Annotated in this window: 23 protein-coding genes and 1 tRNA gene; 9 read left to right on the top strand and 15 right to left on the bottom strand. The window is 63.0% G+C overall.

The window, feature by feature from the left end; all coding sequences use genetic code 11:
• Positions 1–460: 460 nt before the first annotated feature.
• The 4 genes from EBQ26_RS01510 (at position 461) to EBQ26_RS01495 (ending at position 3,721) form a co-directional block, all read left to right on the top strand.
• Complete coding sequence (locus EBQ26_RS01510; protein WP_238944072.1) at positions 461–1,240, top strand: lipoate--protein ligase family protein; 780 nt, start codon at positions 461–463, stop codon at positions 1,238–1,240.
• Between the two features lie 54 nt (positions 1,241–1,294).
• Positions 1,295–2,284 (top strand): class 1b ribonucleoside-diphosphate reductase subunit beta, encoded by a 990-nt coding sequence (gene nrdF / locus EBQ26_RS01505; RefSeq protein WP_238944063.1) that lies wholly within the window; start codon positions 1,295–1,297, stop codon positions 2,282–2,284.
• Between the two features lie 260 nt (positions 2,285–2,544).
• A complete protein-coding gene (locus EBQ26_RS01500; RefSeq protein ID WP_124779281.1) occupies positions 2,545–3,015 on the top strand; it encodes a CZB domain-containing protein in 471 nt (156 codons plus the stop codon).
• A gap of 229 nt (positions 3,016–3,244) precedes the next feature.
• Positions 3,245–3,721 carry a CZB domain-containing protein gene (locus EBQ26_RS01495; protein WP_238944062.1) on the top strand — a complete coding sequence of 159 codons (477 nt, stop codon included), beginning with the start codon at positions 3,245–3,247 and terminating at the stop codon, positions 3,719–3,721.
• 131 nt (positions 3,722–3,852) lie between these two features.
• On the opposite strand, the gene EBQ26_RS01490 is transcribed toward EBQ26_RS01495, so the two are convergent.
• From EBQ26_RS01490 to EBQ26_RS01455, 8 genes are all read right to left on the bottom strand, one after another.
• Positions 3,853–4,449, bottom strand: coding sequence for an LOG family protein (locus EBQ26_RS01490; RefSeq protein ID WP_122237240.1), 597 nt, complete (start codon positions 4,447–4,449; stop codon positions 3,853–3,855).
• A gap of 96 nt (positions 4,450–4,545) precedes the next feature.
• Positions 4,546–4,938: a diacylglycerol kinase gene (locus EBQ26_RS01485; protein ID WP_122237239.1), complete on the bottom strand. Its 393-nt coding sequence runs from the start codon at positions 4,936–4,938 to the stop codon at positions 4,546–4,548.
• A 63-nt stretch (positions 4,939–5,001) separates the two neighbouring features.
• The gene (locus tag EBQ26_RS01480; protein WP_147473974.1) at positions 5,002–6,039 is read right to left on the bottom strand and encodes a metal ABC transporter solute-binding protein, Zn/Mn family; all 1,038 of its coding nucleotides are present in this window, start codon (positions 6,037–6,039) and stop codon (positions 5,002–5,004) included.
• 71 nt (positions 6,040–6,110) lie between these two features.
• Entirely contained in the window at positions 6,111–7,013 is a 903-nt protein-coding gene (locus EBQ26_RS01475) for a metal ABC transporter permease (protein WP_122237237.1), read from the bottom strand.
• Complete coding sequence (locus tag EBQ26_RS01470) at positions 7,010–7,843, bottom strand: metal ABC transporter ATP-binding protein (RefSeq protein ID WP_122237236.1); 834 nt, start codon at positions 7,841–7,843, stop codon at positions 7,010–7,012. The genes EBQ26_RS01475 and EBQ26_RS01470 overlap by 4 nt, the downstream gene beginning before the upstream one ends.
• Positions 7,844–7,863: 20 nt before the next feature.
• The gene (locus tag EBQ26_RS01465) at positions 7,864–8,841 is read right to left on the bottom strand and encodes a metal ABC transporter solute-binding protein, Zn/Mn family (protein WP_095555900.1); all 978 of its coding nucleotides are present in this window, start codon (positions 8,839–8,841) and stop codon (positions 7,864–7,866) included.
• Between the two features lie 64 nt (positions 8,842–8,905).
• Positions 8,906–9,592 carry a DUF6162 family protein gene (locus EBQ26_RS01460; protein ID WP_147473973.1) on the bottom strand — a complete coding sequence of 229 codons (687 nt, stop codon included), beginning with the start codon at positions 9,590–9,592 and terminating at the stop codon, positions 8,906–8,908.
• Positions 9,579–9,917 carry a hypothetical protein gene (locus EBQ26_RS01455; protein WP_122237234.1) on the bottom strand — a complete coding sequence of 113 codons (339 nt, stop codon included), beginning with the start codon at positions 9,915–9,917 and terminating at the stop codon, positions 9,579–9,581. The genes EBQ26_RS01460 and EBQ26_RS01455 overlap by 14 nt, the downstream gene beginning before the upstream one ends.
• Positions 9,918–10,042: 125 nt before the next feature.
• On the opposite strand from EBQ26_RS01455, the gene EBQ26_RS01450 reads away from it, so the two are divergent.
• Positions 10,043–10,789, top strand: coding sequence for a DUF4198 domain-containing protein (locus tag EBQ26_RS01450; RefSeq protein ID WP_238944061.1), 747 nt, complete (start codon positions 10,043–10,045; stop codon positions 10,787–10,789).
• Between the two features lie 104 nt (positions 10,790–10,893).
• On the opposite strand, the gene EBQ26_RS01445 is transcribed toward EBQ26_RS01450, so the two are convergent.
• The 5 genes from EBQ26_RS01445 to EBQ26_RS01425 form a co-directional block, all read right to left on the bottom strand.
• Positions 10,894–11,436 carry a low molecular weight protein-tyrosine-phosphatase gene (locus EBQ26_RS01445; protein WP_452038975.1) on the bottom strand — a complete coding sequence of 181 codons (543 nt, stop codon included), beginning with the start codon at positions 11,434–11,436 and terminating at the stop codon, positions 10,894–10,896.
• Between the two features lie 114 nt (positions 11,437–11,550).
• Positions 11,551–12,969, bottom strand: coding sequence for a sodium:proton antiporter (locus tag EBQ26_RS01440; protein ID WP_122237290.1), 1,419 nt, complete (start codon positions 12,967–12,969; stop codon positions 11,551–11,553).
• 418 nt (positions 12,970–13,387) lie between these two features.
• Positions 13,388–15,337: an acetate--CoA ligase gene (acs, locus tag EBQ26_RS01435; RefSeq protein WP_122237232.1), complete on the bottom strand. Its 1,950-nt coding sequence runs from the start codon at positions 15,335–15,337 to the stop codon at positions 13,388–13,390.
• A gap of 108 nt (positions 15,338–15,445) precedes the next feature.
• Positions 15,446–17,131, bottom strand: a complete 1,686-nt coding sequence (locus EBQ26_RS01430; protein ID WP_122237231.1) for a cation acetate symporter — start codon at positions 17,129–17,131, stop codon at positions 15,446–15,448.
• Entirely contained in the window at positions 17,128–17,451 is a 324-nt protein-coding gene (locus tag EBQ26_RS01425) for a DUF485 domain-containing protein (RefSeq protein ID WP_122237230.1), read from the bottom strand. Before EBQ26_RS01425 ends, EBQ26_RS01430 begins: the two co-directional genes overlap by 4 nt.
• A gap of 382 nt (positions 17,452–17,833) precedes the next feature.
• On the opposite strand from EBQ26_RS01425, the gene EBQ26_RS01420 reads away from it, so the two are divergent.
• From EBQ26_RS01420 to hflC, 3 genes are all read left to right on the top strand, one after another.
• Positions 17,834–19,378: an HPP family protein gene (locus EBQ26_RS01420; protein WP_238944060.1), complete on the top strand. Its 1,545-nt coding sequence runs from the start codon at positions 17,834–17,836 to the stop codon at positions 19,376–19,378.
• Positions 19,379–19,510: 132 nt separating this feature from the next.
• Complete coding sequence (hflK, locus tag EBQ26_RS01415; RefSeq protein WP_122237228.1) at positions 19,511–20,911, top strand: FtsH protease activity modulator HflK; 1,401 nt, start codon at positions 19,511–19,513, stop codon at positions 20,909–20,911.
• A gap of 37 nt (positions 20,912–20,948) precedes the next feature.
• Positions 20,949–21,887, top strand: coding sequence for a protease modulator HflC (gene hflC / locus EBQ26_RS01410; protein WP_122237227.1), 939 nt, complete (start codon positions 20,949–20,951; stop codon positions 21,885–21,887).
• Between the two features lie 297 nt (positions 21,888–22,184).
• On the opposite strand, the gene EBQ26_RS01405 is transcribed toward hflC, so the two are convergent.
• Together EBQ26_RS01405 and EBQ26_RS01400 are read right to left on the bottom strand one after the other, a co-directional pair.
• Positions 22,185–23,186: a CREC-EF hand family protein gene (locus tag EBQ26_RS01405; protein ID WP_122237226.1), complete on the bottom strand. Its 1,002-nt coding sequence runs from the start codon at positions 23,184–23,186 to the stop codon at positions 22,185–22,187.
• A gap of 215 nt (positions 23,187–23,401) precedes the next feature.
• The gene (locus EBQ26_RS01400; RefSeq protein WP_238944059.1) at positions 23,402–25,564 is read right to left on the bottom strand and encodes a TonB-dependent receptor domain-containing protein; all 2,163 of its coding nucleotides are present in this window, start codon (positions 25,562–25,564) and stop codon (positions 23,402–23,404) included.
• 310 nt (positions 25,565–25,874) lie between these two features.
• Between EBQ26_RS01400 and EBQ26_RS01395 the strand changes: the two genes are divergently transcribed.
• A tRNA-Thr gene (locus EBQ26_RS01395) sits at positions 25,875–25,950 on the top strand.
• Positions 25,951–25,996 lie beyond the last annotated feature (46 nt).

The following is a 25,996-nucleotide window of genomic DNA, read 5'->3' as shown; positions in this document are numbered from 1 at the left end:
ATGGTGCAATCCAGGCCGCGAGAATCCTCTCTGCCCCGGCCGTGCTGGGGGCAGGGTTTTGCAAAGATTTGTTCTTGGAGCCTGTTATGAACTGTCCGCCCCCGCGAGAGTGCAAAGTGCATCACACGCTCTAGAGACTTTGAACAGGCTCTTCAATCTCCCCTCAAAGGTGACATTCATGAACGCATTTCATGGCGAATACAAAGTGCCCGGCGGAAAGCTGGTCGTAGTCGATTTGCAAGTGCAGGATGGGCGGCTGCATGACGTACAGGTGACAGGTGATTTTTTCCTCGACCCTGAAGAAGCGCTGGAGGCCATCAGCGCTTCGCTCAACGGCCAAAGCGCCGAGGCTGGCACCGAGCAACTGGCCGCTGCGGTGCGCGCGGCCTTGCCCGAAGGCGCTGCACTGTTTGGCTTCAGCCCCGAAGCCGTGGGCATCGCCGTGCGCCGCGCGCTGGGCGTGGCCAAAACCTGGCGCGATTACGAATGGCAAATCGTGCACGACACGGCTGTTTCCCCCTACCTGCACGCCGCATTGGATGAAGTGCTCAGCCAGGAGGTGGCAGCAGGCCGCCGCCCGCCCACCTTGCGCATTTGGGAGTGGGACAGCACCGCCGTTGTGTTGGGCGTGTTCCAGTCGCTGCGCAACGAGGTGGATGTGGAGGCCGCCCGGCGCCACGGCGCTACCGTGGTGCGCCGCATCACTGGCGGCGGCGCCATGTTCATTGAGGCAGGCAACAGCATCACCTATTCGCTCTACGCGCCCGAGGCCTTGGTCTCGGAGCTGAGCATTGCCGACTCCTACGCTTTTTTGGACGACTGGGTGCTGCAAGCGCTCAAATCCCTGGGCGTGGAGGCGTTTTACAAGCCCCTGAACGACATCAGCAGTGAGCACGGAAAGATCGGCGGTGCGGCGCAAAAGCGTTTTCGCAGCGGCCATACGGTGCTGCACCACGTCACCATGGCCTACGACATGGATGCCCAGAAAATGACCGAGGTGTTGCGCATCGGCCGCGAAAAGCTCAGCGACAAAGGCACGCTCAGCGCCGTCAAGCGCGTAGATCCCCTGCGCAGCCAGACGGGCCTGCCCCGCGCGGACATCATTGAGTGCATGAAACAGACCTTCATGCAGCTCTACGGCGGTCAGATGGGCTACATCACCGAAGCGGAAATGGCCGCCGCCCAGGAACTGGCACACAGCAAATTTGCCACGCAAGAGTGGCTGCACAAGCTGCCGTAAATCGGTTGTGCCGGATTTTCTTTATTGCAACTTTTTTGTGGATCCATACGCCCCATGTCTATCCCCCCACTGAACGAACCCTCCCTGCTGCCCAACCTGGTGGAAGCCATCAACTGGAACCGCATCCAGGACGACAAAGACCTGGAGGTGTGGAACCGGCTCACCGCCAACTTTTGGCTGCCTGAAAAGGTGCCCCTGTCCAACGACATCCCTTCCTGGGCCACGCTGACGCCGCAGGAGCAGCAGCTCACCATCCGCGTCTTTACCGGGCTGACGCTGCTGGATACGGTGCAAAACACAGTGGGCGCTTTAAGCCTCATCCCCGATGCGGTGACGCCGCACGAAGAGGCCGTGCTCACCAATATCAGCTTCATGGAGGCCGTGCACGCCAAAAGCTACAGCTCCATCTTCTCCACCCTGTGCTCCATGAGCGATGTGGACGAAGCCTTCCGCTGGAGCCTGGAGAACCCCTATCTGCAAAACAAGGCCAAGATCGTCATCGGCCATTACCGGGGCGATGACCCGCTGATGCGCAAGGTTGCCAGCGTGTTTCTGGAATCCTTTTTGTTCTACAGCGGCTTCTACCTGCCCATGTACTGGAGCAGCCGCGGCAAGCTCACCAACACCGCCGATCTGATTCGCCTCATCATCCGCGACGAGGCCGTGCATGGCTTTTACATCGGCTACAAATTCCAGCAAGCCTGGCGTCAAGCCCCTGAGGCCAAGCGGGAGGAAGTCAAAAGCTACGCCTATGAGCTGCTGCACGATCTGTATGACAACGAAGTCAAATACACCGAAGATTTGTACGACGGCGTAGGCTGGACGGAGGACGTCAAGAAATTCCTGCACTACAACGCCAACAAAGCGCTGATGAACCTGGGCTTTGAAGCGCTGTTCCCCAGCAGCATGACCGATGTCAATCCTGCCATTCTGGCCAGCCTGAACCCCGGCTCGGAAGAAAACCACGACTTTTTCTCCGGCAGCGGCTCCAGCTACGTCATGGGCAAAGCCGAAGCCACCGCCGATGAAGATTGGGCGTTTTGACGCGCTGTGGCATTGACGTGTGACAACGGCGCATGAACCGCTAAAAAACCAAGCCGCTTCGGGCCACAAGGCCGGAAGCGGCTTTTTTGATGATGTGAAGGCCGATATGCCCGCTTATGGGACGGTGAGGCACCGTTGACGCAGGATTTTTTTCAAAGTTTTTGAGACAGGCTTATCCAAATGAGTTAAAGTTTTTTTACATTGATCCTGCGCTGACGCAGTGCTGCTTTCGTGGTCTACATGCCTTCAGGGTGTTTGACATGAAAATTTTTAGCCGTTTTTTTGATGCCAATGCAACCGCCCGGGAGGGCCAGTCGGCTCCGTCGGCCCAGACTGACGTGGATGCGCTTTTGGCTTTGGCGGAAATGGATATCGCCACCGCCATTGCCGCACATGAGGAATGGAAGCAGCGCTTGCTGGACTATCTGGAAAACATGGATGGCAAGCTGCACGAAGACTATCGACCAGACGTGATTTGCCGGGACGATTGCTGCGATTTGGGCAAATGGCTGTACGGGCCTGGACAGAAAAGATTTAGCCGCTATCCCGCCTTCTCGATTCTGGTCGCCCGGCACAAATACTTTCATGTGCAGGCTGCGATCGTCGTGGCGCAGGCTCTGGGCGGCAATCAGGAGGAGGCGCGCCGCGTCCTTAATGGCAGCTACCGCCTGGCGTCCAACCAAGTGATTCTGATGCTCAGAGAGTTGAAGAGGAACTTGCGGGCAGGGTAGCTTTGCAACGAATCGATCAGGGTTATGCCCTTGTTTTGGTATAGGCTCGGATCAAAAAGTTTGGCGTTTTCACCGTCAAGCGGTTTGGTGTTCAGTTTTGAATCGAGTCATCACGTTATCGCGCGCTTTGGTCATTGCGCGTTTGCTCTGATGTGGCGCGAGCGGATGTCATTGGGAAATGCAATGGCTGGCGCGGGACCATCCCGACAAGGCTGTGAGGAGGTTTGAGATGGGGTTTTTCAGTCGCTTTTTTGGCGCTATAGGTGGAGCGAATAAGCAGTCGACTCAGCCCGGAGCTGGAGCAGAAACGCCTCCAGATGAACGCTTGGCTGCGCAGGTGCTGGCAGAAATCGACATCGATACGGCCATTGCCGCACATGAAAACTGGAAGCTTCGCCTGCAAAATTATCTTGATGGCAAGTCGAGCGAAGATTTGAGGCCGGAAGTGATTTGCCAGGACGACCGCTGCGATCTGGGAAAATGGCTACATGGCCCCGGGCGGGAGAGACTGGGCCGCTACCCCTCCTTCTCGGTTTTGGTGGCCAAGCACAAGTATTTCCACGTGCAAGCCTCTACTGTTGTGGCGCAAGCCCAAGGCGGCAATGAAGAGGAAGCCCGCCGCATTCTCAATGGCAGCTATCGCCTCGCATCAGGCCAAGTGGTTTTGATGCTCAAAGAGCTTAAAAAGGGCTTGAGCGAGAGATAGGAACTCAACTCAATTTCATTGAGGTTTGTTTTTGAAGCGGCAGCGGGTGCATGGGCTTAAACGCGGCAGATCGCGCCAGGATGCCGATTTGCCCACGGAGGGCGGTTTTCCGGGCAAAAACCCGCGAAGCATCACAAATTGCGGTTGAGCAATTGCGGATCTGCTGCATTGGTGCCGGCCATTTGCACCAATTCTTGTAGCAGGGCGGTGGCATTGTTGTTGAATTGGATCAACTCCATTTGCCACTCGCTGATATAGCCGTTGTGGATGCAGTTTTGCAGGAACACGTGCAGGGCGTCGTAATAGCCCTCGGCATTGAGGATGCCAATGGGCTTATCGTGGTAGCCCAGTTGCCGCCAGGTCCATACCTCGAAGAGTTCCTCGAATGTGCCGATGCCCCCAGGCAAGGCCAGAAAAGCATCGCTGCGCTCGGCCATCATGGCTTTGCGTTGGTGCATGGTGTCCACAACGTGTAACTCATCGCAGTCCGGGTTGGCCAGTTCCCGATCCACCAGAGCAGTGGGAATAACGCCCACAACGCGTCCGCCTGCGGTTTTGGTGGCCTGGGCAACCAGGCCCATCAAGCCCGTTCGACCACCGCCATAAACCAACTGGCCGCCATGCGCGCCAATCCAGTGGCCGACCGTCTGCGCCGCCGCTTGCATGGCCGGGTTGCTGCCATCGCGCGAGCCGCAATACACACAAAGAGAAAAAGCGGGGGAAGCCATCAAACACCTTTGTAAAGATTGAATTTGGTTGCGCAAGCTGTCCCTATGCCATGCATGGAGCGTATGTGTGGGCGGCTGAGTTGCGAAGCTGACATGTCACGCAAACCAGCGCACGTACAAGGCCCAAGTCCATGTTGCAAAGGCAAACAACAAACACAGCAGCACGGCGGCGCTGCCTAAATCTTTGGCGTCCTTGGAGAGGGGATGCCATTCGGGGCCAATACGATCAACTACCGCCTCTATCGCAGAGTTGAGTACTTCCACCACCAATACCAGCACAACGACGCTGGCGAGAAATGCCACTTCCAGCCAGTTGCGACCGACCCAAAATGCAGCGGGGATCAGCACGACGGCCAAAACAAGTTCTTGTCGAAAAGCAGCTTGTTTGCCCGCTGCGCGCAGCCCTACCCAGGAGTTGCAGGCCGCAGCTTGCAAACGCGCCCAGCCGGTTTTACGCGGGATGTTGGCAATGGGAGGGGTATCGGACATGGGGCAGCATGATAGCGCGCGCCCATGGCTATCCCGGCGGCCTTTTCCACCGCCTGCAAGCGCTCAAGGTTTGGAGGCCATCATCATGGCCTGTGCCACGGCCTGCATGGCCTCGGCCAGCGCGGCCACGGGGTCGGGGGCGCTTTCGCTGAGCACTACCAGCTGCGCGCCACTGGCGGCGATGGCCTGGGCCACGGCGTCGTCAGGCGCGGCGTGGGCCAGCACGGCGCGTGGTTTCTCGCGTGCCAGGGCTTCGGCCAAGGCTTTGGGCAGCGCGTCGTCTTTTTCCGGGGCTTGCCAGGGCACGGCCTCCAGTTGCAAGGCGGTGGCCAGGGCCTGCATGCGGGGTGAGAGCAGCAGCACGGAGACGTCGCTGGCCTGGGCCAGGGCGCGGCTGGCCTGGGCTTCGGCCTGTTGCAGGTGTTGCTGGATGGCGGCCAGGTTGGCTTGCAGGCGCGGCGCGGCCTCGGGCGCCAGGCGCGCCAGTGCGTCAGCCATGAGCGTGGCCATGCGGGCCAGGTTGGCGCTGTCTTGCCAAGGCGGGTTGTGCAGCACGCTGGCGGCGGCATGGCCGGGGGCGTCGCCCTGGTCGCCCTGGTGCGCGGGCAAGGTCACGCCGGGCAGATCGCCTTCGATGGGGTGGGCCACGTCGATTTCCACGATGCGGATGTTGGCGCGCCGCGCCAGCGGGTAGAGCTGGTCATCGGGCCAGATGGAGCGCAGCGTGAGCGCGGCGTGCGCCTGCGCCGCGGCGGCCAGCAGTTCGTCTTGCCCGCGCCCGGCCAGGTAGGCGGGCAGGCGGTTGGCGGGCAGGCGCGCGGGGGCCATGCGCAGCAGCTCGATGCCGCTGCCTTGCAGCAGTTGCTGGGCTAGGCCATGCACGACAGGGTGGGCGGCCAGCACGCGCAGCGGGGCGGCGGCAGGCGCTGTGGCAGGGCTGGCGCTTGGGGCTGTGGCGGATGCGTTGGCGGGGGCGCTGGCTGGAGCGCTGGTTGCCGGGCTGGCGGCCGAGTGGGTGGCCAAGGCAGGCGTTGCGAGCAGGGCCGAGGCCAGGGCGGCCAGTGTGGTCAGGGCAAGCAAGCGGGGGCGCGTCTGGGGCATGGCAGGTCTCATGACGGATCTTTCAGGCAGGCGGTGGGGGCGTGGCACAAGAGGCAGCGGGCAGCGGGGCGCTACACGGCCGGCTGCGCCACGCGCAGGCGCAGCAGCACGGCCAGCGCGAACAGCGCGCCGGCGCAGAGGATGATGGCGGCGCCGGAGGGCACGGGAATGTCCAGCGCCACGGGCACGGCGATGCCCACCAGGGTGCAGGCGCAGGCAAAGGCCACGGTCAGCCAGAAGAAGCTGCGCATGGAGTGCGCCAGCAGCCGGGCGGCAGCGGCGGGGATGACCAGCAGCGCACCCACGAGGATGGCGCCGATGACTTTGACGGCGGCCACGGTGACCAGCGTGACCAGCATTACGAACAGGTAGTCCAGCCACTGCACGGGCAGCTTGCGCGCCTGCGCCAGCGGGGCGTGAAAGCTCGCCAGCATGGCCTGGTTGTAGCTGCGGTGCAGCGCGGCCAGCGTGAGCACGGTGATGGCCAGCAGCACGCTCAGATCGCGTCCATCGACGGTGAGCACGGAGCCGAACAGCACGTTTTCCAGAATGTGGATGTTGATGCGCGCGGCCAGCAACAGCAGCAGGCTGGAGCCCAGCGCCAGCGAGACGGCCAGGAACACGCCGATCAGCGTGTCGGGCGAGAGGCCGGTGCGCCCGCGCAGGTAGTTCAGCAGCAGGCCGAACAGGATGCAAAAACCGAACAGGCTGCCATAGGGGTTGGCGGGCGGCTCGCCCAGCATGATGCCGATGGCGATGCCGGTCAGCGCGGCGTGGCCCACGGCTTCGGAGAAGAAGGCAAAGCGTTTGACGACCACCAGCGTGCCCAGGCCGCCCAGCAGCGGCCCCAGCAGCAGGCCGGCCAGCAGCGCGTTGACGACGAAGCCGTATTGCAGCATGGCGGGCAGCCAGCCGGCGGCCACGCCCGATTGCAGGGCCTGATGCACGGTGTCGAGCAAGTGGGGCGTGTTCATGCGGCCAGCTCCTCGGCGGGGGGATGTGCGGGCGAGCGGGCGGCGCTGTGCGCAGCCGTTTCGGCGTCGGTTTCGGTGTTGCCATCGGCCTGCTCGCTGGCCGGACCGCGGCGGGCAAACAGTTGCAGCACCACTTCGGCATCGTGCAGCGCGGCGGGCGGGCGGCTCCAGAGCAGGCGGCCCTGGCGCAGCGCGGTGACGTGATCGGCTAGGCGGCGCACGGCGCCCAGGTCGTGCTCCACCCACAGCACAGTGGCGCGCGCCTGCCGCCAGGCGGCCAGCAGGCTTTCGAATACGGCAATGCCCGCCTGGTCGAGCGCGGCCATGGGCTCGTCCAGCAGCACCAGTTGCGCCGGCGGCACCAGGCTCTGCGCCAGCAGCACGCGCTGGCGCTCGCCGCCGGAGAGGTCGCCCATGCGGCGGCTGGCCTTGTGCGCCATGCCCACCTGGGCCAGCGCGGCGGCGATGCGCTCGCGCACGCTGCGGCGGATGCCCCAGTACAGCGGGCGCGTTTGCAGCATGCAGGCCATGAAGTCCTGCACCGTCATGGGCAGGGTTCGGTCGCACTCGATGGCCTGCGGCACATAGGCCAGCACGCCGGGCGCGGCGCCGGGCCAGTGCAGGGTGACCTGGCCCTCGTGCGGCATCAGGCCCAGCACGGTCTTGATGAGGCTGCTCTTGCCACAGCCATTGGGGCCGACCAACGCGTGCACCTGGCCGGGTTGCACCTGCCAGTCGATGCCTTGCAGGATGCGCGTGGCGCCCAGTTGCAGGCCCACGCCTTGCAATCGCACGGCCGGGCCAGCGGCCGGGGGCACGGGGGCCGTCATCGGGGCCCTCAAGGGAGCGTTCATGCGCGCGGCCCCCGCGATTCCTGGATGGCGCGCACCACGGTGTTCAGGTTGTGCGCCATGTCCTGCTCGAACTTGCCCGCTGTGTAGGGGCCGTGCGAGATGTGCGTGAGCGGGTAGACGCGCACGCCGGTCTCGCGCACCAAGGTCTGCACGAAGCCGCCGGGGTTGTCCTGCTCGGCAAACAGCACGCGGATGTTCTGCGCGCGCATGCGCTCGACCATGCTTTTGAGCTGGGCGGCGCTGGGCTCCATGCCGTGCGCGGGCTCCACCACGGCGCTGACCTCCAAGCCAAATTCGCGCAGCAAATAGTCGTAGGCGCCGTGCACGGTGGCCACGCGAAAGCTGGCATCGGGCGCCTGCGTGACCTGGGCCAGCGCATCGGCGCGCAGCTTGCGCAGGCGGCGGTTGTAGGCGCGGGCGTTGTCCGAGAAGAAGGCCGCGTGCGCGGGGGCGAGCTTGCCCAGCTCGCGCGCGATGGTGCTGACCTGGATCATCGACGCGCTGATGGAGATGAAGGTGTGCGGGTTCACCGCCCGGCCCTGCGGCGTGCCCAGCGCCATAGTGGACAGCAGCGGCACGTCGGCATTGGCGTTGATGGTGGGCAGTTGGGGCTTGTCGCTGGCGGCGATCATGCGCTTGGCGAAGTCGTCGTGGCCGATGGCGTTGAGCACCACCACGTCCATCTGGCCAATGCGCTTGATGTCCTCGGCGCGCGGCTCATAGGCGTGCGGGTTGAAGCCCGCGTCGATCAGCGGCAGCACCTGGGCGCGATCGCCCACGATGTGGCTGACGAAGCTGAAATACGGGTGCAGCGTGATGCCCACGCGCATGGGCTGATCCGCACGGGCAGCGCGGCCAGGCAGACAGGCGCTGGCGGCCAGCGCGGCCAGGCTGGCGGCGGCGCGGCGGCGGGTGATGGCAGGCGCACCAGCCCGTGGCGCACGAGGAAGGAGGTGGGGGGGCAAAGCGTTCATGCCTGTGTCAGAGCAAGAGGTGTGAAAGGGAAGATCGACGCTGGATTGCCTCTGGGACGGCGACTCAATGGTCGCGTGCGCTGGACTGCGCCGATTGCGGCTGCCCATGCAAATGGGCGTGCAGGTGCGCGGCCACCTGTTGCCAGCCTTGCTCGATCAGGCTGGCATCGTCCAGCCCTGCGGGGGTGAGCGCAGCAGGCGTTGGATGGGCAGGCAGGGCATGCAGCCACACATCGACCACGTTGGCGTCAGCTTCGGCCCCGGCTGAGGGCAGGCGCCAAAGCCAGGCGCGCGCCGCCGCGTGGCTGGCCGCACTGGCGTTGTGGGCAGCGACAGGCACGCCCAGATAGGCATAGCGGCCCTGGCTGTGCAGCAGCGCCCACTGGCGCGGGCCGCGCTGCTGGGCGGTCAAATCATTGGCAAAGGGCGCCCAGCCCTCACTGGCCCAATGCCCAGGCTCGGGCGGGGGCAGCGCAGCGCCTGCGGCCAGCCATTCATCCAGCACGGCCTGCAAATCGGTGTAAGCGCCCTGTTCGGCGGCGGAGAGATCCAGCGCCAGATCCACCCGGTGGGCCTGCAAGGCCGTGTGGCCGGGGCCGTGCCGGTGGTGCCACAGCACCACCAGGGCGCTGCACGCCACCACCAAGGCGGCGGTGGCCAGCACCCAGCGCGCCTCCTGGCGCGCATTGGCAGGTGGCACCTGCTGCACGCAGCCGCCGGGCAGCACCGCGCAAGCCTCAGCGGATGTCATCCTGATCGACTTCCAGCGTATGGCCTTCGCCGCCTTCAAAACGCACATAGAAGTCCTGCTTGGGGCGCTCAAAGCGCACGCGCGATTGGGCGTCCAGCGCGCCCTTCCACAGCGGCTTGTCCTCGTAGGAGAGCACGGAGATTTCCACGCCCTTGGCATCGCTGCCATCCGAAAAGCCGCCCTCGCACTGCACGTGCGTGCTGCCATCGGGCTGGCACTTCAGGCGCGGCGCATGGGCCAGCGCCGATGCAGATCCCAGCAGCAAGGCCAGCGAAAGGCCCCAGGCGAATGGGCGCAGCGGCCCTGAGCGGAAAGAGGTGAGCATGGTGTGGGCGTCCTCAATGCAATCAAAAAAACCGCAGGAGCGCGGAGCGATGGAATTTTTCAGGCATTATTATGGATGAAAGTCATTCTCATCTCTCATTGTTCATTGAAGAAAAGGAGTTTTGCATGATTCATTTCTCGTTGCGCCGCCTTCCTTTGGCATTGGCACTGGCTGGAGCGGGCCTGTTGGCCAGCGCTGCGCATGCGCATGGCACGTGGCTGGCCCATATCCACGGACAAAGCACCGTGATGTACGGCCACGACGGGGCGGATACCGATGCCTATGACCCGGCCAAGGTGATCGACGCCCGCGCCCACAAGAACGGCAATGCCGTGGAGGCCAAGGTCGTGCCGCACGAGCAGCGCTACGCCACGCTGGAGGCCGACAAGCCTGGCGTGCTGGGCTATACGCTGCGCAGCGGCTTCTGGCACAAGGGTGCGGACGGCAAATGGCACAACCAGCCGCGCAGCGCCGCCGCCGATCCGGCCAAGGTGGAAAAAGCCATGCTGGGGGTGATGTACTCGGTCAGCTACCAGAACGCCCGCGAGCCGGTCAAAGCCTTGGGTTACGCGCTGGAGATCGTGCCCGCCGTCAACCCCGCCAAGCTGGAGGAGGGCGACAAGCTGAGCGTACAGGTGTTGTATGAAGGCAAGCCGCTGGCGGGCGCCAAGGTCAGCGTCGATTTCTTCGACCACGATGCCGACGAAGTCACCACCGATGCCGAAGGCCGCGCCGAGCTGAAGGTGGCGCGCGAAGGCTTCAATGTGCTGGCGGTGGAGCACAGCGTCGCCCACAGCAATAAGAGCGAGGCCGATACGGTCAACATGATGGCCTCGCTGAGCTTTGAGTCCAAGCACGATCACGACCACTGATGGCGCGCTGATCCGGCTCGCCCGACATGCGCTCAGCCTGGCGTTTGCATTTGCAAGCGCCAGGCTTTTTTGCGGCCTTTGGGCATGGCCGCCAAGTCGGTCGCTCAGCCGCGCGCAGAGGGCAGATAGGGGTGCAGGCGCGTGAGCAAGCCTTCGCAGGCATCCTCGACCAAATCCAGCACGTATTCAAACCCCGTGGCACCGCCGTAATACGGATCGGGCACTTCGCCCGCGCTGTGCCGGGTGGCGAAATCGGTCAGGCGGTGCAGCCGCTGGCGCAGCTCTGGCGGGCACAGTGCGGCGGCGGCTTGTTCATTGGCCGCATCCATGACCAGCACCAAATCGAACTGTTCGAAATCCTGCGCCTGCAAATGCCGTGCGCGCTGGGCGCTGAGGTCGTAGCCGCGCAGGGCGGCGTGGCGCTGGGCGCGGCCATCGGGCGGCTCGCCCACGTGGTAATCGTGCGTTCCGGCCGAATCCACCTCGATCTGCCCGCGCAGGCCCGCGCGCTCAATCAGGGCTTGCAGCACGCCGTGCGCCGTGGGGCTGCGGCAAATGTTGCCCATGCACACCATCAAGACCCGAATGGGGCGCTGGGCGTGATGGGGGCGCTGGTTGAGCCAGGAAAGGTCAGGGCGGGTGGGCATGGCAGGCATCTCCTGTAGATTTCAAATCAAAGGAAAATCAAATTATTGTATGAGTTGCCGAAATTTGGTGATTTCATTTCCTTTGATTGGTATTTTTTGGGTATTTCGCGGCGCTCAACGGTGCCAAATGAACGTGACCAGCAACAGCAGCGGCGTCAGCACTCCGAACGACCAGGCCATGTAGCCAAAAAAGCTGGGCATGCGCACGCCCCGGTTTTCGGCAATGGCCTTGACCATCAAATTGGGCGCATTGCCGATGTAGCTGAGTGCGCCCATGAACACCGCGCCAGCGGATATGGCGGCCAAGGTTGCGGCTTGCGGCCCCATCAGCGTGGGGGCATCGCCGCCGGCGGTGTTGAAAAACACCAGATACGTGGGCGCGTTATCCAAAAAGCCGCTGAGCACGCCCGTGGCCCAGAAATACATGCTGGCAATGGGCTGGCCGCTGCTATCCGTCACCGCGTTGACCACCACCGAAAACGGCCCCAGCACGCCCGCCTGCAACATGGCGATGACGGGGATGATGGTGATGAAAATGCCCGCAAACAGCTTGGCGACTTCCAGAATCGGCTCCCAATTGAACTGGTTGGCCTCGTGGATGGCGCGCGGCGTCAGCCACAGTGACAGCAGGCTGATGGCGACAAAGCCCGCATCGCGCAGCACGCTTTGCAGCGGCACTTCGGTGCCCATCACATTCCAGGCAATGCCTGGTTTGTACAGCCCGCTCATCAGCACCAGCGCCACCACGCCGCCCAGCAGCAGGAAGTTGAAGCCGCCTTCAATGCGCAGGCTTTCGGCATCGGTGGGCGTGGGGTCGAAGCGGCTGCGGCCCTCGTTGCGGTAGAACCAGCTATCGAGCGCGTAAAACACCGCCAGCAGGGCGGCGCTGAGCAGCAGCGTTTGCGACCACAAATTCTCCAGCGTCCAGAAAAACGACACGCCCTTGAGAAAGCCCAGAAACAGCGGCGGATCGCCCAGCGGCGTCAGCGCGCCGCCGATGTTGGAAACCAAAAAGATGAAAAACACCACCACATGGGCGCGGTGGGCGCGATCGTCGTTGGCGCGCAGCAGCGGGCGAATCAGCAGCATGGAGGCGCCCGTCGTGCCCATCACGCTCGCCAGCAGCGTGCCCAGCGCCAGCATGGCCGTATTCAGCGCAGGCGTGCCGCGCAAGTTGCCGCGCAGAAAAATCCCGCCCGAAACCGTGAACAGCGCCACCAGCAACAGCACGAAGGGGATGTATTCGGCCAGCAAGGCATGCACCACGCCAGCGGCTGCCGCATGCCAGCCAAACGTCAGCGCAAACGGCGCCAGAAAAGCCAGCGCCCAGGCCGCCGTGATCTTGCCGTAGTGGTGGTGCCAGACTGGGGCGGCCAGCAGCGGCATCAAGGCGATGGAGAGCAAAATCCCCGCAAACGGCACGCCCCACCACAGCGCCAGCTCCGCGCCATTGAGGCTGGCGGCCTGGGCTTGGCTGGGCCACAGCGCCAAAGCCAGCAGCGCCAGCAGCATGAGCGCAGCGGGGCGCTGCATCGGGAAGAGCCGCGCCAGGCGGCGCGCCCCGGTGGGGTGGGAGTCGGGCAGGGAAGGGAGCAATAAAGCCATTGTGAGGGGTGGTGAGGGTGCAATTCGCCCCCGACGCAGCCACCGCGCGCCGGGCAAAAAGCGCGCATTATTCCATCGGCGCTGTGGCCCTTGTAGCGCGCGAAGTGAACGGGAGGTACCTGGAGTGGTTACAAGTTTACAAACCAAAGGAAATAAAATAATGCCATTTTGGCATGATAGGTAATGACTTGAATTTTCTTTGGTGTGCATTTGTTGGTATTTGGCCTGTTTTTGTTTTGATGCCGAGGGTCAAGCTCAGGGCATCAAAAAACCTGCCCTGTGCCAGGGCACAGGGCAGGTTGCGTGAGGGGATTCAGCCTGATGGCTCAGGCATGGGCGCTGGGCCTCAGGTGTTCAAACGCTGGCTGACCAGGGAATCGACCACCGAAGGATCGGCCAGCGTGCTGGTGTCGCCCAGTTGCTCGGGCGCGTTTTCGGCGATCTTGCGCAGGATGCGGCGCATGATCTTGCCCGAGCGCGTCTTGGGCAGGGCCGGCGCCCATTGCAGGTGGTCGGGCGTGGCGATGGGGCCGATGACCTTGCGCACGTGGGCGACGAGTTCTTTTTTCAACTCGTCCGTGCCCTCCACGCCCGCCACCAAGGTGACGTACACGTAAATGCCCTGGCCCTTGAGGTCATGCGGATAGCCCACGGCAGCGGCTTCGGCCACCTTGTCGTGCAGCACCAGGGCGCTTTCCAGCTCGGCGGTGCCGATGCGGTGGCCGCTGACGTTGATGACGTCGTCCACCCGGCCGGTGATCCAGTAGTAGCCATCGGCGTCGCGGCGGCAGCCGTCGCCGGTGAAGTACATGCCGGGGTAGGCCTTGAAGTAGGTGTCGATGAAGCGCTGGTGGTCGCCGAATACGGTGCGCGCCTGGCCGGGCCAGGAGTCGAGGATGACCAGGTTGCCCTCGCCCTCGCCTTCGATGAACTGGCCTTCGGCATCGACCAGCGCGGGCTGCACGCCAAAGAAGGGCTTGGTGGCCGAGCCGGGCTTGAGGGCGGTGGCGCCGGGCAGCGGCGCGATCATGAAGCCGCCGGTCTCGGTCTGCCACCAGGTATCGACGATGGGCAGCTTGCCGTTGCCGACCACGTCGTGGTACCAGCGCCAGGCTTCGGGGTTGATCGGCTCGCCCACGGAGCCCAGCAGGCGCAGGCTTTGGCGCGAGGTTTTCTTCACCAGCTCGTCGCCGTCGCGCATCAGGGCGCGGATGGCCGTGGGCGCGGTGTAGAAGATGGTGACCTGGTGCTTGTCCACCACTTGCCAGAAGCGCGAGCCGTCCGGGTAGCTGGGCACGCCCTCGAAAATCAGCGAGGTGGCGCCGTTGGCCAGCGGGCCATAGACGATGTAGCTGTGGCCGGTGACCCAGCCCACATCGGCGGTGCACCAGTAGATGTCGTCCTCGCGCAGGTCGAAGACGGCCTCGTGGCTGAGGCTGGCATGCACCAGGTAGCCGCCGGTGGAGTGCACCACGCCCTTGGGCTTGCCGGTGGAGCCGGAGGTGTAGAGGATGAACAGCGGGTCTTCGGCGTTCATGCGCTCGGGTTCGCACTCGGCGCTCTCGCTGGCGGTGATCTCGTGCAGCCAGAGGTCGCGCCCGTCCTGCATGGTCACGTCGCCGCCGGTGTGCTGGAGCACGATGACTTTCTCCACCGTATCCGTGCCTTCTTGCTGCAAGGCGGCATCCACGTTGGCCTTGAGCGGCACCTTGCGCCCGGCGCGCAGGCCCTCATCGGCGGTAATGATGACTTTGGCGCTGCTGTCGCGCACGCGGTCGGCCACGGAGCCGGGCGAGAAGCCGCCGAACACTACGTTATGGATGGCGCCAATGCGCGCGCAGGCCAGCAGGGCCACGGCGGCATCGGGCACCATGGGCAGGTAGATGGTGACGCGGTCGCCCTTTTGCACGCCCAGCTTGCGCAGCGCGTTGCCCAGCTTGCACACGCGCTCGTAGAGCTGGCGGTAGGTGATTTTCTGCGCTGGGGTGTCGGGGCTGTCAGGCTCCCAGATGATGGCGACCTTGTCGCCGCGCTCGGCCAGGTGGCGATCGAGGCAGTTGACGCTGACGTTGAGCTCGCCATCGGCAAACCAGCGGGTGTGGAAGTGGTTGGGGTCGAAGCTGGTGTCCTTGATGACGGTGGGCTCCTTGAACCAGGTCAGGCGCTTGGCCATCTTGCCCCAAAAAGCCGCAGGGTCGTTGACGGATTCGTCATACATCTGCTGGTATTTCTCGGCCGTGATGGTGTTTGGGCCGGCCAGGGCCGGGTTGACGGGGTACAGGTCTTGTTGACTCATAGTGATACCTCTCTCATCGTTGAATGGATGGAGCATCCATGGGGATTGAAACAAAAAAAACGCAGCGGCCCGGCGGCCAACAAGGACACGCCGGGCGCAAAGTGGCCATCAGTGCGAGGATGCCTTGGCGGCGCCCAGGCCGGTTTCCGAACGCACCAATTGTGCAGCGAAGGCAGCGCGCTCGCGCTCGGCGTTGGCGCTCTTGTCCAGGATGGAGAACAGCCAGATGCCGATGAAGGCGATGGTCATGGAGAACAGCGCAGGCGAGGCGTAGGGGAAGGGCGCCGAGCCTTTGGCGTTGCCCAGCACGGCCTCCCACACCGAGGGGGAGAGCACCGTCAGCACCACCGAGGAGATCAGCCCCAAGAAGCCGCCGATCACCGCGCCGCGTGTGGTCATGTCCTTCCACAGGATGGAGAGAAACAGCACCGGGAAGTTGGCCGAGGCCGCCACCGCAAAGGCCAGCGAAACCATGAAGGCGATGTTTTGCTTCTCGAACACAATGCCCAGCAGCACCGCCACCACGCCCAGCACCAGGGTGGTGATGCGTGAGACTTTGAGTTCTGCCGCGCTGTCGGCCTTGCCATGCTTGAACACGGTGGCATACAAATCGTGCGACACCGCCGAAGCGCCCGAGAGCGTCAGCCCCGCCACCACGGCCAGGATGGTGGCAAAGGCTACGGCCGAGATAAAGCCCAGGAACACGTTGCCGCCCACCGCGCTGGCCAGATGCACGGCGGCCATGTTGCTGCCGCCGATCAGGCCGCCTTTGGCGTCCAGGAATTGCGGGTTGGTGCTCACCAGCACGATGGCGCCAAAGCCGATGATGAAGGTCAGGATGTAGAAGTAGCCAATCCAGGTTGTGGCCCAGAACACGCTCTTGCGCGCCTCCTTGGCGTTGGGCACGGTGAAAAAGCGCATCAGCACGTGCGGCAGGCCAGCGGTGCCGAACATCAGCGCCATGCCGAAGCTGATGGCCGAGATCGGATCCTTGATGAAATTGCCCGGCCCCATGATGGAGTTCGAGCCCTTGACCTCGACCGAGGCCTTGAACAGGTTTTCAAAGCTGAAGCCATAAGCCTGCATCACCATGAAGGCCATGAAGCTCGCGCCCGCCAGCAGCAGGCAGGCCTTGATGATCTGCACCCAGGTCGTGGCCGTCATGCCGCCAAACAGCACGTACACCATCATCAAAATGCCCACGATGATGACGGCATAGATGTAATCCAGCCCGAACAGCAGCTTGATGAGCTGGCCCGCGCCCACCATTTGCGCAATCAGGTAGAACGCCACCACCACCAGCGTGCCGCTGGCGGCAAAGGCGCGGATCGGCCCTTGCTGGAAGCGGTAGCCCGCCACATCGGCAAAGGTGAACTTGCCCAGGTTGCGCAGCTTCTCGGCCATCAAAAAGGTAATGACCGGCCAGCCCACCAAAAAGCCGATGGAATAAATCAGCCCGTCATAGCCATTGGCCATCACTGCCGCCGAAATGCCCAGAAAGGACGCGGCCGACATGTAATCGCCCGCAATCGCCAGGCCATTCTGAAAGCCCGTGATACCGCCGCCTGCGGTGTAGAAATCGGCCGCCGATTTGGTGCGCGCCGCCGCCCACTTGGTGATCCACAGCGTGCCCGCAACGAACACGCCGAACATGATGATCGCCGTCCAGTTGGTGGATTGCTTTTGCAGCTCGCCCAGATCGCCGCCTGCGGCAAATGCGCTGCCAGCCAGCAGTGCCAGGCCCGCGCCCAGCAGGGCCTGCAGGCCGAAAGTGGTGTGTTTGGTGGCAGTCATTTGGTGCAGTCCTCCAGGATTTCGGCCGTCATGGCATCAAACTCGGTATTGGCGCGATAGACGTAAATGCCCGTGATGACGATGGTGAACACGATCACCCCCAAGCCAATGGGGATGCCCCAGGTGGTCACGCCATCGCCAATGGGCTTGGCCAGCGCGGCCTTGTTGAAGGCGATCAGCCCGATGTAGCCGTAATAGACCACCAGCATCAGGATGGTCAGCACCCAGGCAAAGCTGGTGCGCTTGCTGCGCAGGCGCTGGTAGGTGGGGTTTTGCTGCACACGCTGGACGATGTGCTCCGATGAGGGCGAGGTACTCATGGCCTTGTCTCCGTTTTATGGATTGACGAGAAGCGGTTGCCCGTGCCGCCGGGGCTGGCCCTGTGCAACCGCAGCCGCGCCATGCACGGCTGCGCGCAATGTAGCCGTATCGCCGTTTGGACTCCAGACGACTTTGGTATTAGGGGTGTACCCCTATATCGCAAGCCCTCATGACCTGTTCCAAGCCGCGCCAAAGCCACGCGCGCCAGAGCGGGCAGGTGCGGCTCAGAGGGCATGAAAGGCGCGAAGAAGGTGCACAATTTCGCCCGTTTTTGTTGCTTTACGCTGTTTTATTGCAAATCAAAAGGAAAATAAAATTGCATGTTTCGGCATGATGGGTATGGATTTGATTTTCTTTTGGTTTGAAATATAAAAGATGGCCATGTCTTTTCTCTCCTCCTCGCTTGATCGCCTGCGGCAGTTTTTGCTTGACCTGCGCCCTGCGCCCACAGGCATCGCCCTGCAAGAGTGCGTGCGCATCATGGGCGGTTGCGCCCTCTCGATCGCGGTGGTGGCGCTGGCGGCGCAGTGGCTGGCGCAAAGCCGGCTGGAGGTGTTTTGGCACGGGGCCGTGCTGGCCTCGTCGGCGCTGCTGGTGTTTGCGCTGCCCTTCAGCCCGATGGCCCAGCCCTGGGCCGTGCTCACGGGCAGCCTGGTGTGCACGGCCGTGGGCATGGTGTGCTCGTGGCTGATCGGCCCCACGGTGCTGGCCGCCAGCCTGGCCGTGCCGCTGGCCATCGTCGCCATGATTTACCTGCGCGCCGTGCACCCGCCCGCCACCTCGCTGGCGCTGTACGCGGTGCTCCAGCACATCCACTCGCCTGGCGTGCTGGTGTTTCCCATCGGCTTCAACGCGCTGCTGCTGATCGTCATCGCCATGCTCTACAACCACGCCACGGGGCGACGCTACCCGCATCGCCAGGTCAGCGTCAGCCAGGTCGAGCAGGACGAAGGCAAGCGCCTGCTGACGCAAACCGATGTCGATCAAGTGCTGGCGCGCCACAACGAGCTACTGGCCATCAGCCGCAACGACTTGACGCAAATGCTGCAACAAGCCAGCGGTGCGGCATATGAGCGCGCCTTCGGCGAAATGCGTTGCGCCGACATCATGACCACCCAGGTGCACTGCGTGCAGGCCGATATGGCGCTGGAGGCGTTTCAGGACTACATGCGCCAGCACCAGCACCGCGAGCTGCCCGTGATCGACGCCCAAGGCCATTTGCTGGGCATGGTGGGGCTGGCGCAATGGATGCAGTTGCAGTTCCCAGCCGAAGCCAGCGCAGGCGGCGCGGCGGGGGCGGCAAACGCCTCGGCCAATATCGCAGCACATGCCGCAGGCAGCCGCTGGCGGCAGTGGATGCGCCAATCGTGGAAGGCGCTGGGCGGCAGCAGCGCCCCGCCAACCATCGAACCGCCCGCGCCGCAGCGCGTGCGCGACATCATGGTGCCCTCAGTCGCCGTAGCCCATGGCGATCAGCCCGTGATGGAGCTGCTGGGCCTGCTGTGCCAGGGCGGCGTGTACCACCTGCCCGTGGTGGGCGAGCACCAGCGCCTGATGGGCATCATCACCCAGACCGATGTGCTGCGCGCCCTCAATCAGGCTTTGCCCGAAACCGCCCCGCGCACCGAAGCGCCCGCACCTGCCAGTCAGGCAACAGAGCCAGAGGCCGGAGCAGACGCAGTGCCAGGGCAGGGCGAGCAGGCCGACGCCAGTGCGGCCCCCGTCATGCCGAATGCGCCCGCCGAGATGCCCGCCCAGGCGCTTGCGCCAGCCCCTGCTGCTGCTGAAGGGGAGGCATCCGCCCCGGCTGGATCGACTGATGCGCCAGGCGTTACCTCTGCGCCCGCAGCTTCGCCCCCGGCGGATGCCCCCACTTTGGATCAAGTGCCAACCAACGCAGCACCCCGTGCTGAAGATGCGCGCTAAACAGACTTTTAGAAATGGAATATCCCCCTTGAAATACCCGACTGGGCCATGATTTGGGCACAATCGGCACCTTTCGCGCGATCCCGGCGGCAAGGCCTTGTGATCGACAAAAAACCAATGAAACGGAAGTGAATGACGGCAACATCACGCAGCCAAGGCCTGCTGGCGCGCTTACCCAAGCGACTGCATGCGCTTTTCAATTTGAACGATCCGGGCTGGGGCCGCGAGCCTGAGCGCCCCGCCGGCAGCGGCAGCCAGGATGAACAACCTGGTCAGGCCCGCCCTGGCGATGGTGATGCGCCCACGCCGCCGCGCCCGCAAGGCGGCCCGCCTTTGCCACCGCCCACGCCCACGCCCCAGCGTCCCACGGGCGGCAAGGGGCAGGAGCCTCCGGATTTGAGCGAGCTGATGGGCGATTTGAGCCAGAAGCTGGGCAAGCTGCTGGGCAATGGCGGCAATGGCAACAGCGGCGGACGAGGCCAGCCGACAGGCCCACGCCGCCCGGCCATCTCCGGCTCGCTCATTGCCACTGGCGGCATCTTGCTGGCCGCGCTGTGGCTGGGCACGGGCTTTTTCATCGTGCAAGAAGGCCATCGCGGCGTTGTCACGCTGTTTGGCAAATACCAGAACACCGTGGGCGCTGGCCTGAATTGGCGCTGGCCCACGCCCATTGGCCGCCATGAAATGGTGGACATGCGCATCAAGACCATGGACATCGGCAGCGGCCGCACCTTGCCCGAGACGGGGCTGAACGAATACGCCATGCTCACGCAGGATGAGAACATCATCGAAGTGCTGTTCACGGTGCAATACCGCATCAACAACGCCGAGCAGTGGCTTTTCAACACGCAAAACCAGCTCGGCGCCATTGCCGAGGCGGCCGAATCGGCCGTGCGCGAAGTGGTGGGCAAGATGTCGATGGACCAGGCCCTGGCCGACCGCCGTGAGGACATCGCCCCGGCGCTGCGCAAGCTCACGCAGGAAATTCTGGAGCGCTACCAGCTTGGCGTGGAAGTCGTGGCCATCAACATGCAGCCCAGCGGCGTGCGCCCGCCCGATATGGTGCGCGCGGCTTTTGACGACGTGCTGCGCGCCGACCAGGAGCGCGAGCGCCTGAAAAACGACGCCGAAGCCTATGCCAACAAAGTCGTGCCCCTTGCCGTGGGCGAGGCCGCCCGCATGGTGGAGGAGGCCGAAGGCTACCGCGAGCAAATCACCGCCCGCGCCGAGGGCGATGCCGCGCGCTTTAACGCCGTGTTGGCCGAATACCGCAAAGCGCCGCAAGTCACGCGCGAGCGCATGTACCTGGAGACGATGGAAGACGTCTATGGCAAAAGCCGCAAAGTGCTGGTTGATTCCGGCAGCAGCAGCAACCTGATGTACCTGCCGTTGGATAAATGGCTGGAGTCGCCCGCGACCGCGACAGGCGCCCCGGCGCTGCAAGCGGCGCCCGCTGCCGCGCAAGACGCCAGCGCCCAAACCGCCCCCGCCGCGCAGGCCAGCCAGCGCAGGCCCGGTCGCGACATCCGCTAACGCCGCAGGCGCTCTCGCACACAAGGAACAATCGCAAATGAATCGCATGGGATTTTGGGGCGGGCTGCTGCTCATCGCGCTGGTCATGGCCAGCTCGCTGCTTTTCACCGTCAACGAACGCAACTATGGCGTGGTCTATCGCTTCGGCAAGATCGATCGCGTCGTCAAAGAGCCGGGGCTGCACTTCAAGCTCATGCCCGCGCCGCTGCAAACCGTGGAATACCTCGACAAGCGTTTGCTGATGCTCAAGAGCAATTCGACCGAGCCTTCGCTCACGGCCGAAAAGCAATGGGTGGTGATCGACTGGTATGTGCGCTGGCGCATCGTCGATCCCGAGACGTATATCGACAACGTGGGCCGCTCGGAAGAAGCGGGCGCGGCCCAGCTCAGCCGCGTGGTGCGCAGTGCCTTCCAGGAGGAAGTCAACCGCCGCACCGTGCGCCAGTTGCTCTCCGAGCAGCGCCAGGAGCTGATGGATGCGGTGCTCAAGCAAGTCTCGCAAAGCGTTGGCGGCGTGCGCCAAACCACGGGCGAAGGCGGCGAAACCAGCGCCGTGGTTGGCTCCTGGGGCATCGAGATTGCGGACGTGCGCATCACGCGCGTGGATTACTCCAAGGACATCACCGAATCCGTCTTCACCCGCATGCGCGCTGAACGCACGCGTGAGGCCAACCGTTTGCGCTCCGAGGGCCAGGCCGAAGGCGAGCGCATCCGCGCCAATGCCGACCGCCAAAGCATCCAGACCCGCGCGGAGGCTTATCGCAAAGCCCAGGAGATTCGCGCCAAGGGCGACAGCTCGGCGGCCAGCACGTTTGCCAAAGCCTACGGCCAGGATGCGGAATTTGCCCAGTTCTACCGCAGCCTGGAGGCGTATCGCAACAGCCTGGGGTTGCCGGGCGATGTGCTGGTGCTTGATCCCAAGGAATCCAACTTCTTTGGTGCCATGCGCAACCCGGCCATCGCTCCCGGCCGCTGATCGCGCTGCTGGCCGAAAGACTCAAAAAAAGGCGCCGGTTTGGCGCCTTTTTTATATCAATGGGAAATAAAATTACCATGTTTTGGCAACATGGTAATAAAATAGATTTTTCTTTGATTTGTAATTTTATGGAAGAGGCAAGGCTGTTGAGCCAGCGTGATGGAGCGCCGCGCGGCATCAAAAAAACCTCCCAGGCAGTGGATGCGGGGAGGTTTTTTGATGCTTGGCCTCAGAGCCTGAGGCTCCCAAGGGTAGCGCCACCGCTGAAGCTGCGGCGCTGAAGCGCTTTCCAGCGGTTTAGTTGGCTTTCTTCTTGCCGTCTTGGCTCGCCTCTGCGCCGCGCTTGGGTGCAGGCAGCGAGGCATCGACTTGATCGACGCGCCCGTCGTTGTTGCGGTCAACGCGCTGGAACATTTGCTGGCCGCTGTGGATGAGTTCTTGCGGCTCGATGAAATCGCTCTTGTCCGCATCCAGAATGCCAAAGCGCACGCGCGCCTGGCGCATTTGCCCGCTGACGACTTCGTGCTGGCGGGCATCCACGCGCTGGTCGAATTCGGTGGCGTATTCCTCGCGGCTCAAGCGCCCGTCACGGTTGCTGTCGGTGCGCTTGAATTGCTCCTCGCGCACTTGATTGAACTCCTCGCGCGTGATTTGGCCGTCGCGGTTCTGGTCGTACAAAGCCATCATGCCGGCCTTGGTGTGGTTGGTGGGCATGGTGAGCATGCCGCCGCTGCGCTGGGCTTGTTGGCCGTGCTGTTTGGCTTGTTTGTGCTCCTTGGCTTCTTTGGGCGCTTGTGGCGTGAGTTTTTCGGGCATCTTGCCCTGCGTGAAGGCGCTGTAGGCGCGCTCGCTGGCCTGGTCGTAGCGGGCGCGGCTGATGTGGCTTTCCTTGCCGGCCATGGATTCAAAGCGCACATCGGTCATGCGGTCGATCTCCTGGCGGTCGGCTTCGATCATGCCTTGCATGCGTTGGCGGAATTCGTCCGTGTATTCCTTCATGCTGACTTTGCCGTCGCCGTTGGCATCCAGCGTCTGGAATTGCTGCATGCGTTGCGCTTGCACTTCGTCAGGGGTGACGGCGCCGTCTTTGTTCAAGTCCATGACTTGGATGTAGGTGCCAATATCGTTGCCATGCCCGACAGAGGCCCGCGGGGCTTTGGCCTGGGCGGGTTGCTGGGTGCTCAAGGCGTTGGCTGGTTGCTGCGCGCTGCTTTTTTGCTCTGGCGCAGTGGCGGTGCAGGCCGCAACCGCCAAGGGCAGCAGGCAAAGGGCGAAACGGCGCGGTAAGCGTGTATTCATCTGTAAGGTACTCCTAAGTTATCGTCCTGGCATGGACACAACAGCCCAGGGCCAGGGGTCTGTCACCCAAAAACCTCGCAACGTGCCTACCCCCGTCTTTTGGGGGCTATGCACGGCAATTTTGATGACAGGCCCTCATCCCTGGGCAATCCACTTCTTATTATGGGTGATACAAATTCGTATTCCTAATTAGAGTGGACTCTTTAAGCGCGTTCTCAGAACTGGTAGCGCACGTTCAAGCCGAAATAGCGACCAGCCTCGGTGTAAGCGCCGTCGGGGCGCGTGGCGGCGCTGCGGTAGTTGCTCCAGCGCACATAGCGTTTGTCGCCCACGTTGTAAATGCCTGCGCTGAGCGTGAGCTGCTCGGTGGGCTTGTAGTGGGCAACGAGGTCCAAAACGCCGTAGCCTGCCGTGCCGTGGTAGCCCTTGGGCAGATCCTTGGTTTTCTTGCCTTGGGAGAAATTCAGCCGTGCGATAACGCCCCAGATATCGGCAGGGTGGTTGTAGCGCAGGCCTACGTGGCCGTTGAATGGGTTGGCTCGGCCTTCTGCGTAGCCATTGGCGCTGCTGCCTTTGGTGTAAATCATGCCGCCCTCCAGCGCCAGGCCGCGCGGCGCGCCCAGCGCATCGAGCTGGAGGCGACCTTCCCATTCCAGGCCGTAAAGCTTGACGCGGCCTGGGCGGTTGAAGATGTCGCAGTAGTTGCCCGTATTGCGGTTGCTCTCGCACGTCACGTCGATCATGTCGTTGTAACGGTTGTAGAACACAGCCGTTTTTTGCTGGCCCAGCGGGCTGAAGCTGCTCCAGCCCAGCTCCACGGCATCGGCGGCTTCGGGCTTGAGGTCGGGGTTGGGGCGGCCTAGCCAGTGCCCGTAGTTCTGGCCGTTGGTTTCGCCAAAGCCGGGCATGCGCGTGGCGCGCTGGTAGCTGGCTGAAAGCAGGTGTTGCTCGTTGGGCTGCCACTCCAGCAACAAACCCGCGCCCGGGGCTGTCTTGCGATAGGCCTGGGTGCCCGGCTGGGGGGCAACGCCAGCAGGCATCGAGGGATCAATGCGAATGTGTGTCAAGCTCAAAGAGGGGGTGAGGCTGAAGCCGCTCAAGCCCCATTGCATGCGATCGGCCACATGCAGTTGCGCTTGCCACTGCTTGTTTTTGGGGAAGAAGCTGCGCGCCTTGGCCACGCCATCGCTGCCGATGCCCACCGTTGTCATCTCCAGTTCGCCGTGCTGTAACTTCAGGCCGTATCGCAGATCGTGTTGCAGCCCGCCCTGGGTTGCGTGCCCGCCCAGGGTTTTATCGAAATCGGCTTTGAGGGCATAAGCCTTGACGGTGAAGTCGTTGTTGTCTTGCAAATGGCTTTCAACGCCTGCCGCATTGCGGCGCGAGTAGGCATTGCGTCCCTCACTGGCAGTGCGCTGGGCGGAGATCTGCCACTGGAAGCGGTCGAAGGCCGCAGCCTCTGCTTGCCCCTCATGGATGAGCGAGAGGGCGTTGCGCTCGTTTTTCTGGATGTTGCGGTAGGCGTAAGTCGTTGTTCCGCGCGAGACGCCCAGGCTGCTGCGTTGGTCGGTGTCGTATTTGGTATTGAAATGCTGTGCGGCTACGGTCAGCTTGTGTTGGGCGTTGGGCTGAATGACCCATTTGCCGTTCAGGGAATGGCTTGTGCCATCCATGGGGTTGAGCTTGCTGCGCTGTGGGCCATCCATGGCGATGCCATCTTTGTTATCCAGTTCGTGGAAGCTGCGGCGTGTGTAGCTGAGTGAGGCGCTGTTGGCGTTGTTGATGCGCGCGGCAATGCTCGCCCCGACGGAGCCTTCGCGGGTGTCGCCGCTGTAGCCAGCGCGCACTTCGCCGCCAACGTTCTGCCCCGTGCGCAGGTAATCCACGGGGTCTTTGGTGCGCATCTGCACGTTACCGGCCAGGCCGTTGGCACCAGGGCCTTTGTGGATTTCGACGGCTTTGAGATCAGCCGGATCGAAATATTGACGCCCCTGGCGCATGTTGTGCCCGAATTGGAAGCTCTGGCTGATATCCATGCCGTCAACTTCCAGTGTGACGCGGTTGCTGCCAACGCCCAGTGATGAGCCTAGGCCGCCCATGCCTCGCACTTCAATATCACCCAATTGACGCCCCGGGCCGGTGGCCGAGAAGTCAACGCCTACGGTTTGCTTGAACAAGTCACGGATGTTCTTTGGCGGCTCTTTTTCTAGCGTTTCTTGGCCGATACGGTCGCCATCTATGTGACCCAACACGGTTACGGCAGGCAATGCGGGCGCAGCGGCGGTGGCAGTAGCAGGCGCGGCGGGCGCCTGGGCCCAAACGGCGTGGCAGCACACCTGAGCGGCTAGAAGAGCTAGTGGAGTTTTTGTGAATCGCATGAGTTCCGTTTCCTTTCGCCACGCAGAGCCTGCTTGTCCTAGCACCGCACGCACTGCTCTCTGCCCGGCAAGGGCAAGTGGCATTCCATGGTTGTTACGAAAAGCGAAAAAACTTCGCATAAGGTTCGAAATTAATATTTTATCAATAATTGAATCGATAGTTATTATCAATATCAACAAGAATCGGAATCTTGGCTGCGTTGGAGGAAGGTCAGCAAGGAAATAGCTGCTAGAATGCGCATCTTTCCTGCGAAGCGGGCCGCATCAACAGCGATGCGATGCTGGCAAGCATGGAAAGTTTGCACATTTCGCCGCTTTAGCTCAGTTGGTAGAGCAGTTCATTCGTAATGAAAAGGTCGCCAGTTCAAATCCGGCAAGCGGCACCAAAAAGACAAGGGCAGCCTTCATCGGCTGCCCTTTTTGTTTCTCCGC

This window comes from Allofranklinella schreckenbergeri, from assembly GCF_003703475.1.
In the GTDB taxonomy this organism is placed as follows: domain Bacteria; phylum Pseudomonadota; class Gammaproteobacteria; order Burkholderiales; family Burkholderiaceae_C; genus Lampropedia; species Lampropedia schreckenbergeri.
This window is presented reverse-complemented; position numbering and strand designations above follow the sequence as displayed.

Excerpts from the sequence above, each read along its gene's own strand:
- nrdF (WP_238944063.1), top strand. The coding sequence starts at position 1,295 with ATGTCTATCCCCCCACTGAACGAACCCTCCCTGCTGCCCAACCTGGTG.
- EBQ26_RS01500 (WP_124779281.1), top strand. The coding sequence starts at position 2,545 with ATGAAAATTTTTAGCCGTTTTTTTGATGCCAATGCAACCGCCCGGGAG.
- EBQ26_RS01495 (WP_238944062.1), top strand. The coding sequence starts at position 3,245 with ATGGGGTTTTTCAGTCGCTTTTTTGGCGCTATAGGTGGAGCGAATAAG.
- EBQ26_RS01490 (WP_122237240.1), bottom strand. The coding sequence starts at position 4,449 with ATGGCTTCCCCCGCTTTTTCTCTTTGTGTGTATTGCGGCTCGCGCGAT.
- EBQ26_RS01485 (WP_122237239.1), bottom strand. The coding sequence starts at position 4,938 with ATGTCCGATACCCCTCCCATTGCCAACATCCCGCGTAAAACCGGCTGG.
- EBQ26_RS01480 (WP_147473974.1), bottom strand. The coding sequence starts at position 6,039 with ATGCCCCAGACGCGCCCCCGCTTGCTTGCCCTGACCACACTGGCCGCC.
- EBQ26_RS01475 (WP_122237237.1), bottom strand. The coding sequence starts at position 7,013 with ATGAACACGCCCCACTTGCTCGACACCGTGCATCAGGCCCTGCAATCG.
- EBQ26_RS01470 (WP_122237236.1), bottom strand. The coding sequence starts at position 7,843 with ATGACGGCCCCCGTGCCCCCGGCCGCTGGCCCGGCCGTGCGATTGCAA.
- EBQ26_RS01465 (WP_095555900.1), bottom strand. The coding sequence starts at position 8,841 with ATGAACGCTTTGCCCCCCCACCTCCTTCCTCGTGCGCCACGGGCTGGT.
- EBQ26_RS01460 (WP_147473973.1), bottom strand. The coding sequence starts at position 9,592 with ATGACATCCGCTGAGGCTTGCGCGGTGCTGCCCGGCGGCTGCGTGCAG.
- EBQ26_RS01455 (WP_122237234.1), bottom strand. The coding sequence starts at position 9,917 with ATGCTCACCTCTTTCCGCTCAGGGCCGCTGCGCCCATTCGCCTGGGGC.
- EBQ26_RS01450 (WP_238944061.1), top strand. The coding sequence starts at position 10,043 with ATGATTCATTTCTCGTTGCGCCGCCTTCCTTTGGCATTGGCACTGGCT.
- EBQ26_RS01445 (WP_452038975.1), bottom strand. The coding sequence starts at position 11,436 with ATGCCCACCCGCCCTGACCTTTCCTGGCTCAACCAGCGCCCCCATCAC.
- EBQ26_RS01440 (WP_122237290.1), bottom strand. The coding sequence starts at position 12,969 with ATGCAGCGCCCCGCTGCGCTCATGCTGCTGGCGCTGCTGGCTTTGGCG.
- acs (WP_122237232.1), bottom strand. The coding sequence starts at position 15,337 with ATGAGTCAACAAGACCTGTACCCCGTCAACCCGGCCCTGGCCGGCCCA.
- EBQ26_RS01430 (WP_122237231.1), bottom strand. The coding sequence starts at position 17,131 with ATGACTGCCACCAAACACACCACTTTCGGCCTGCAGGCCCTGCTGGGC.
- EBQ26_RS01425 (WP_122237230.1), bottom strand. The coding sequence starts at position 17,451 with ATGAGTACCTCGCCCTCATCGGAGCACATCGTCCAGCGTGTGCAGCAA.
- EBQ26_RS01420 (WP_238944060.1), top strand. The coding sequence starts at position 17,834 with ATGTCTTTTCTCTCCTCCTCGCTTGATCGCCTGCGGCAGTTTTTGCTT.
- hflK (WP_122237228.1), top strand. The coding sequence starts at position 19,511 with ATGACGGCAACATCACGCAGCCAAGGCCTGCTGGCGCGCTTACCCAAG.
- hflC (WP_122237227.1), top strand. The coding sequence starts at position 20,949 with ATGAATCGCATGGGATTTTGGGGCGGGCTGCTGCTCATCGCGCTGGTC.
- EBQ26_RS01405 (WP_122237226.1), bottom strand. The coding sequence starts at position 23,186 with ATGAATACACGCTTACCGCGCCGTTTCGCCCTTTGCCTGCTGCCCTTG.
- EBQ26_RS01400 (WP_238944059.1), bottom strand. The coding sequence starts at position 25,564 with ATGCGATTCACAAAAACTCCACTAGCTCTTCTAGCCGCTCAGGTGTGC.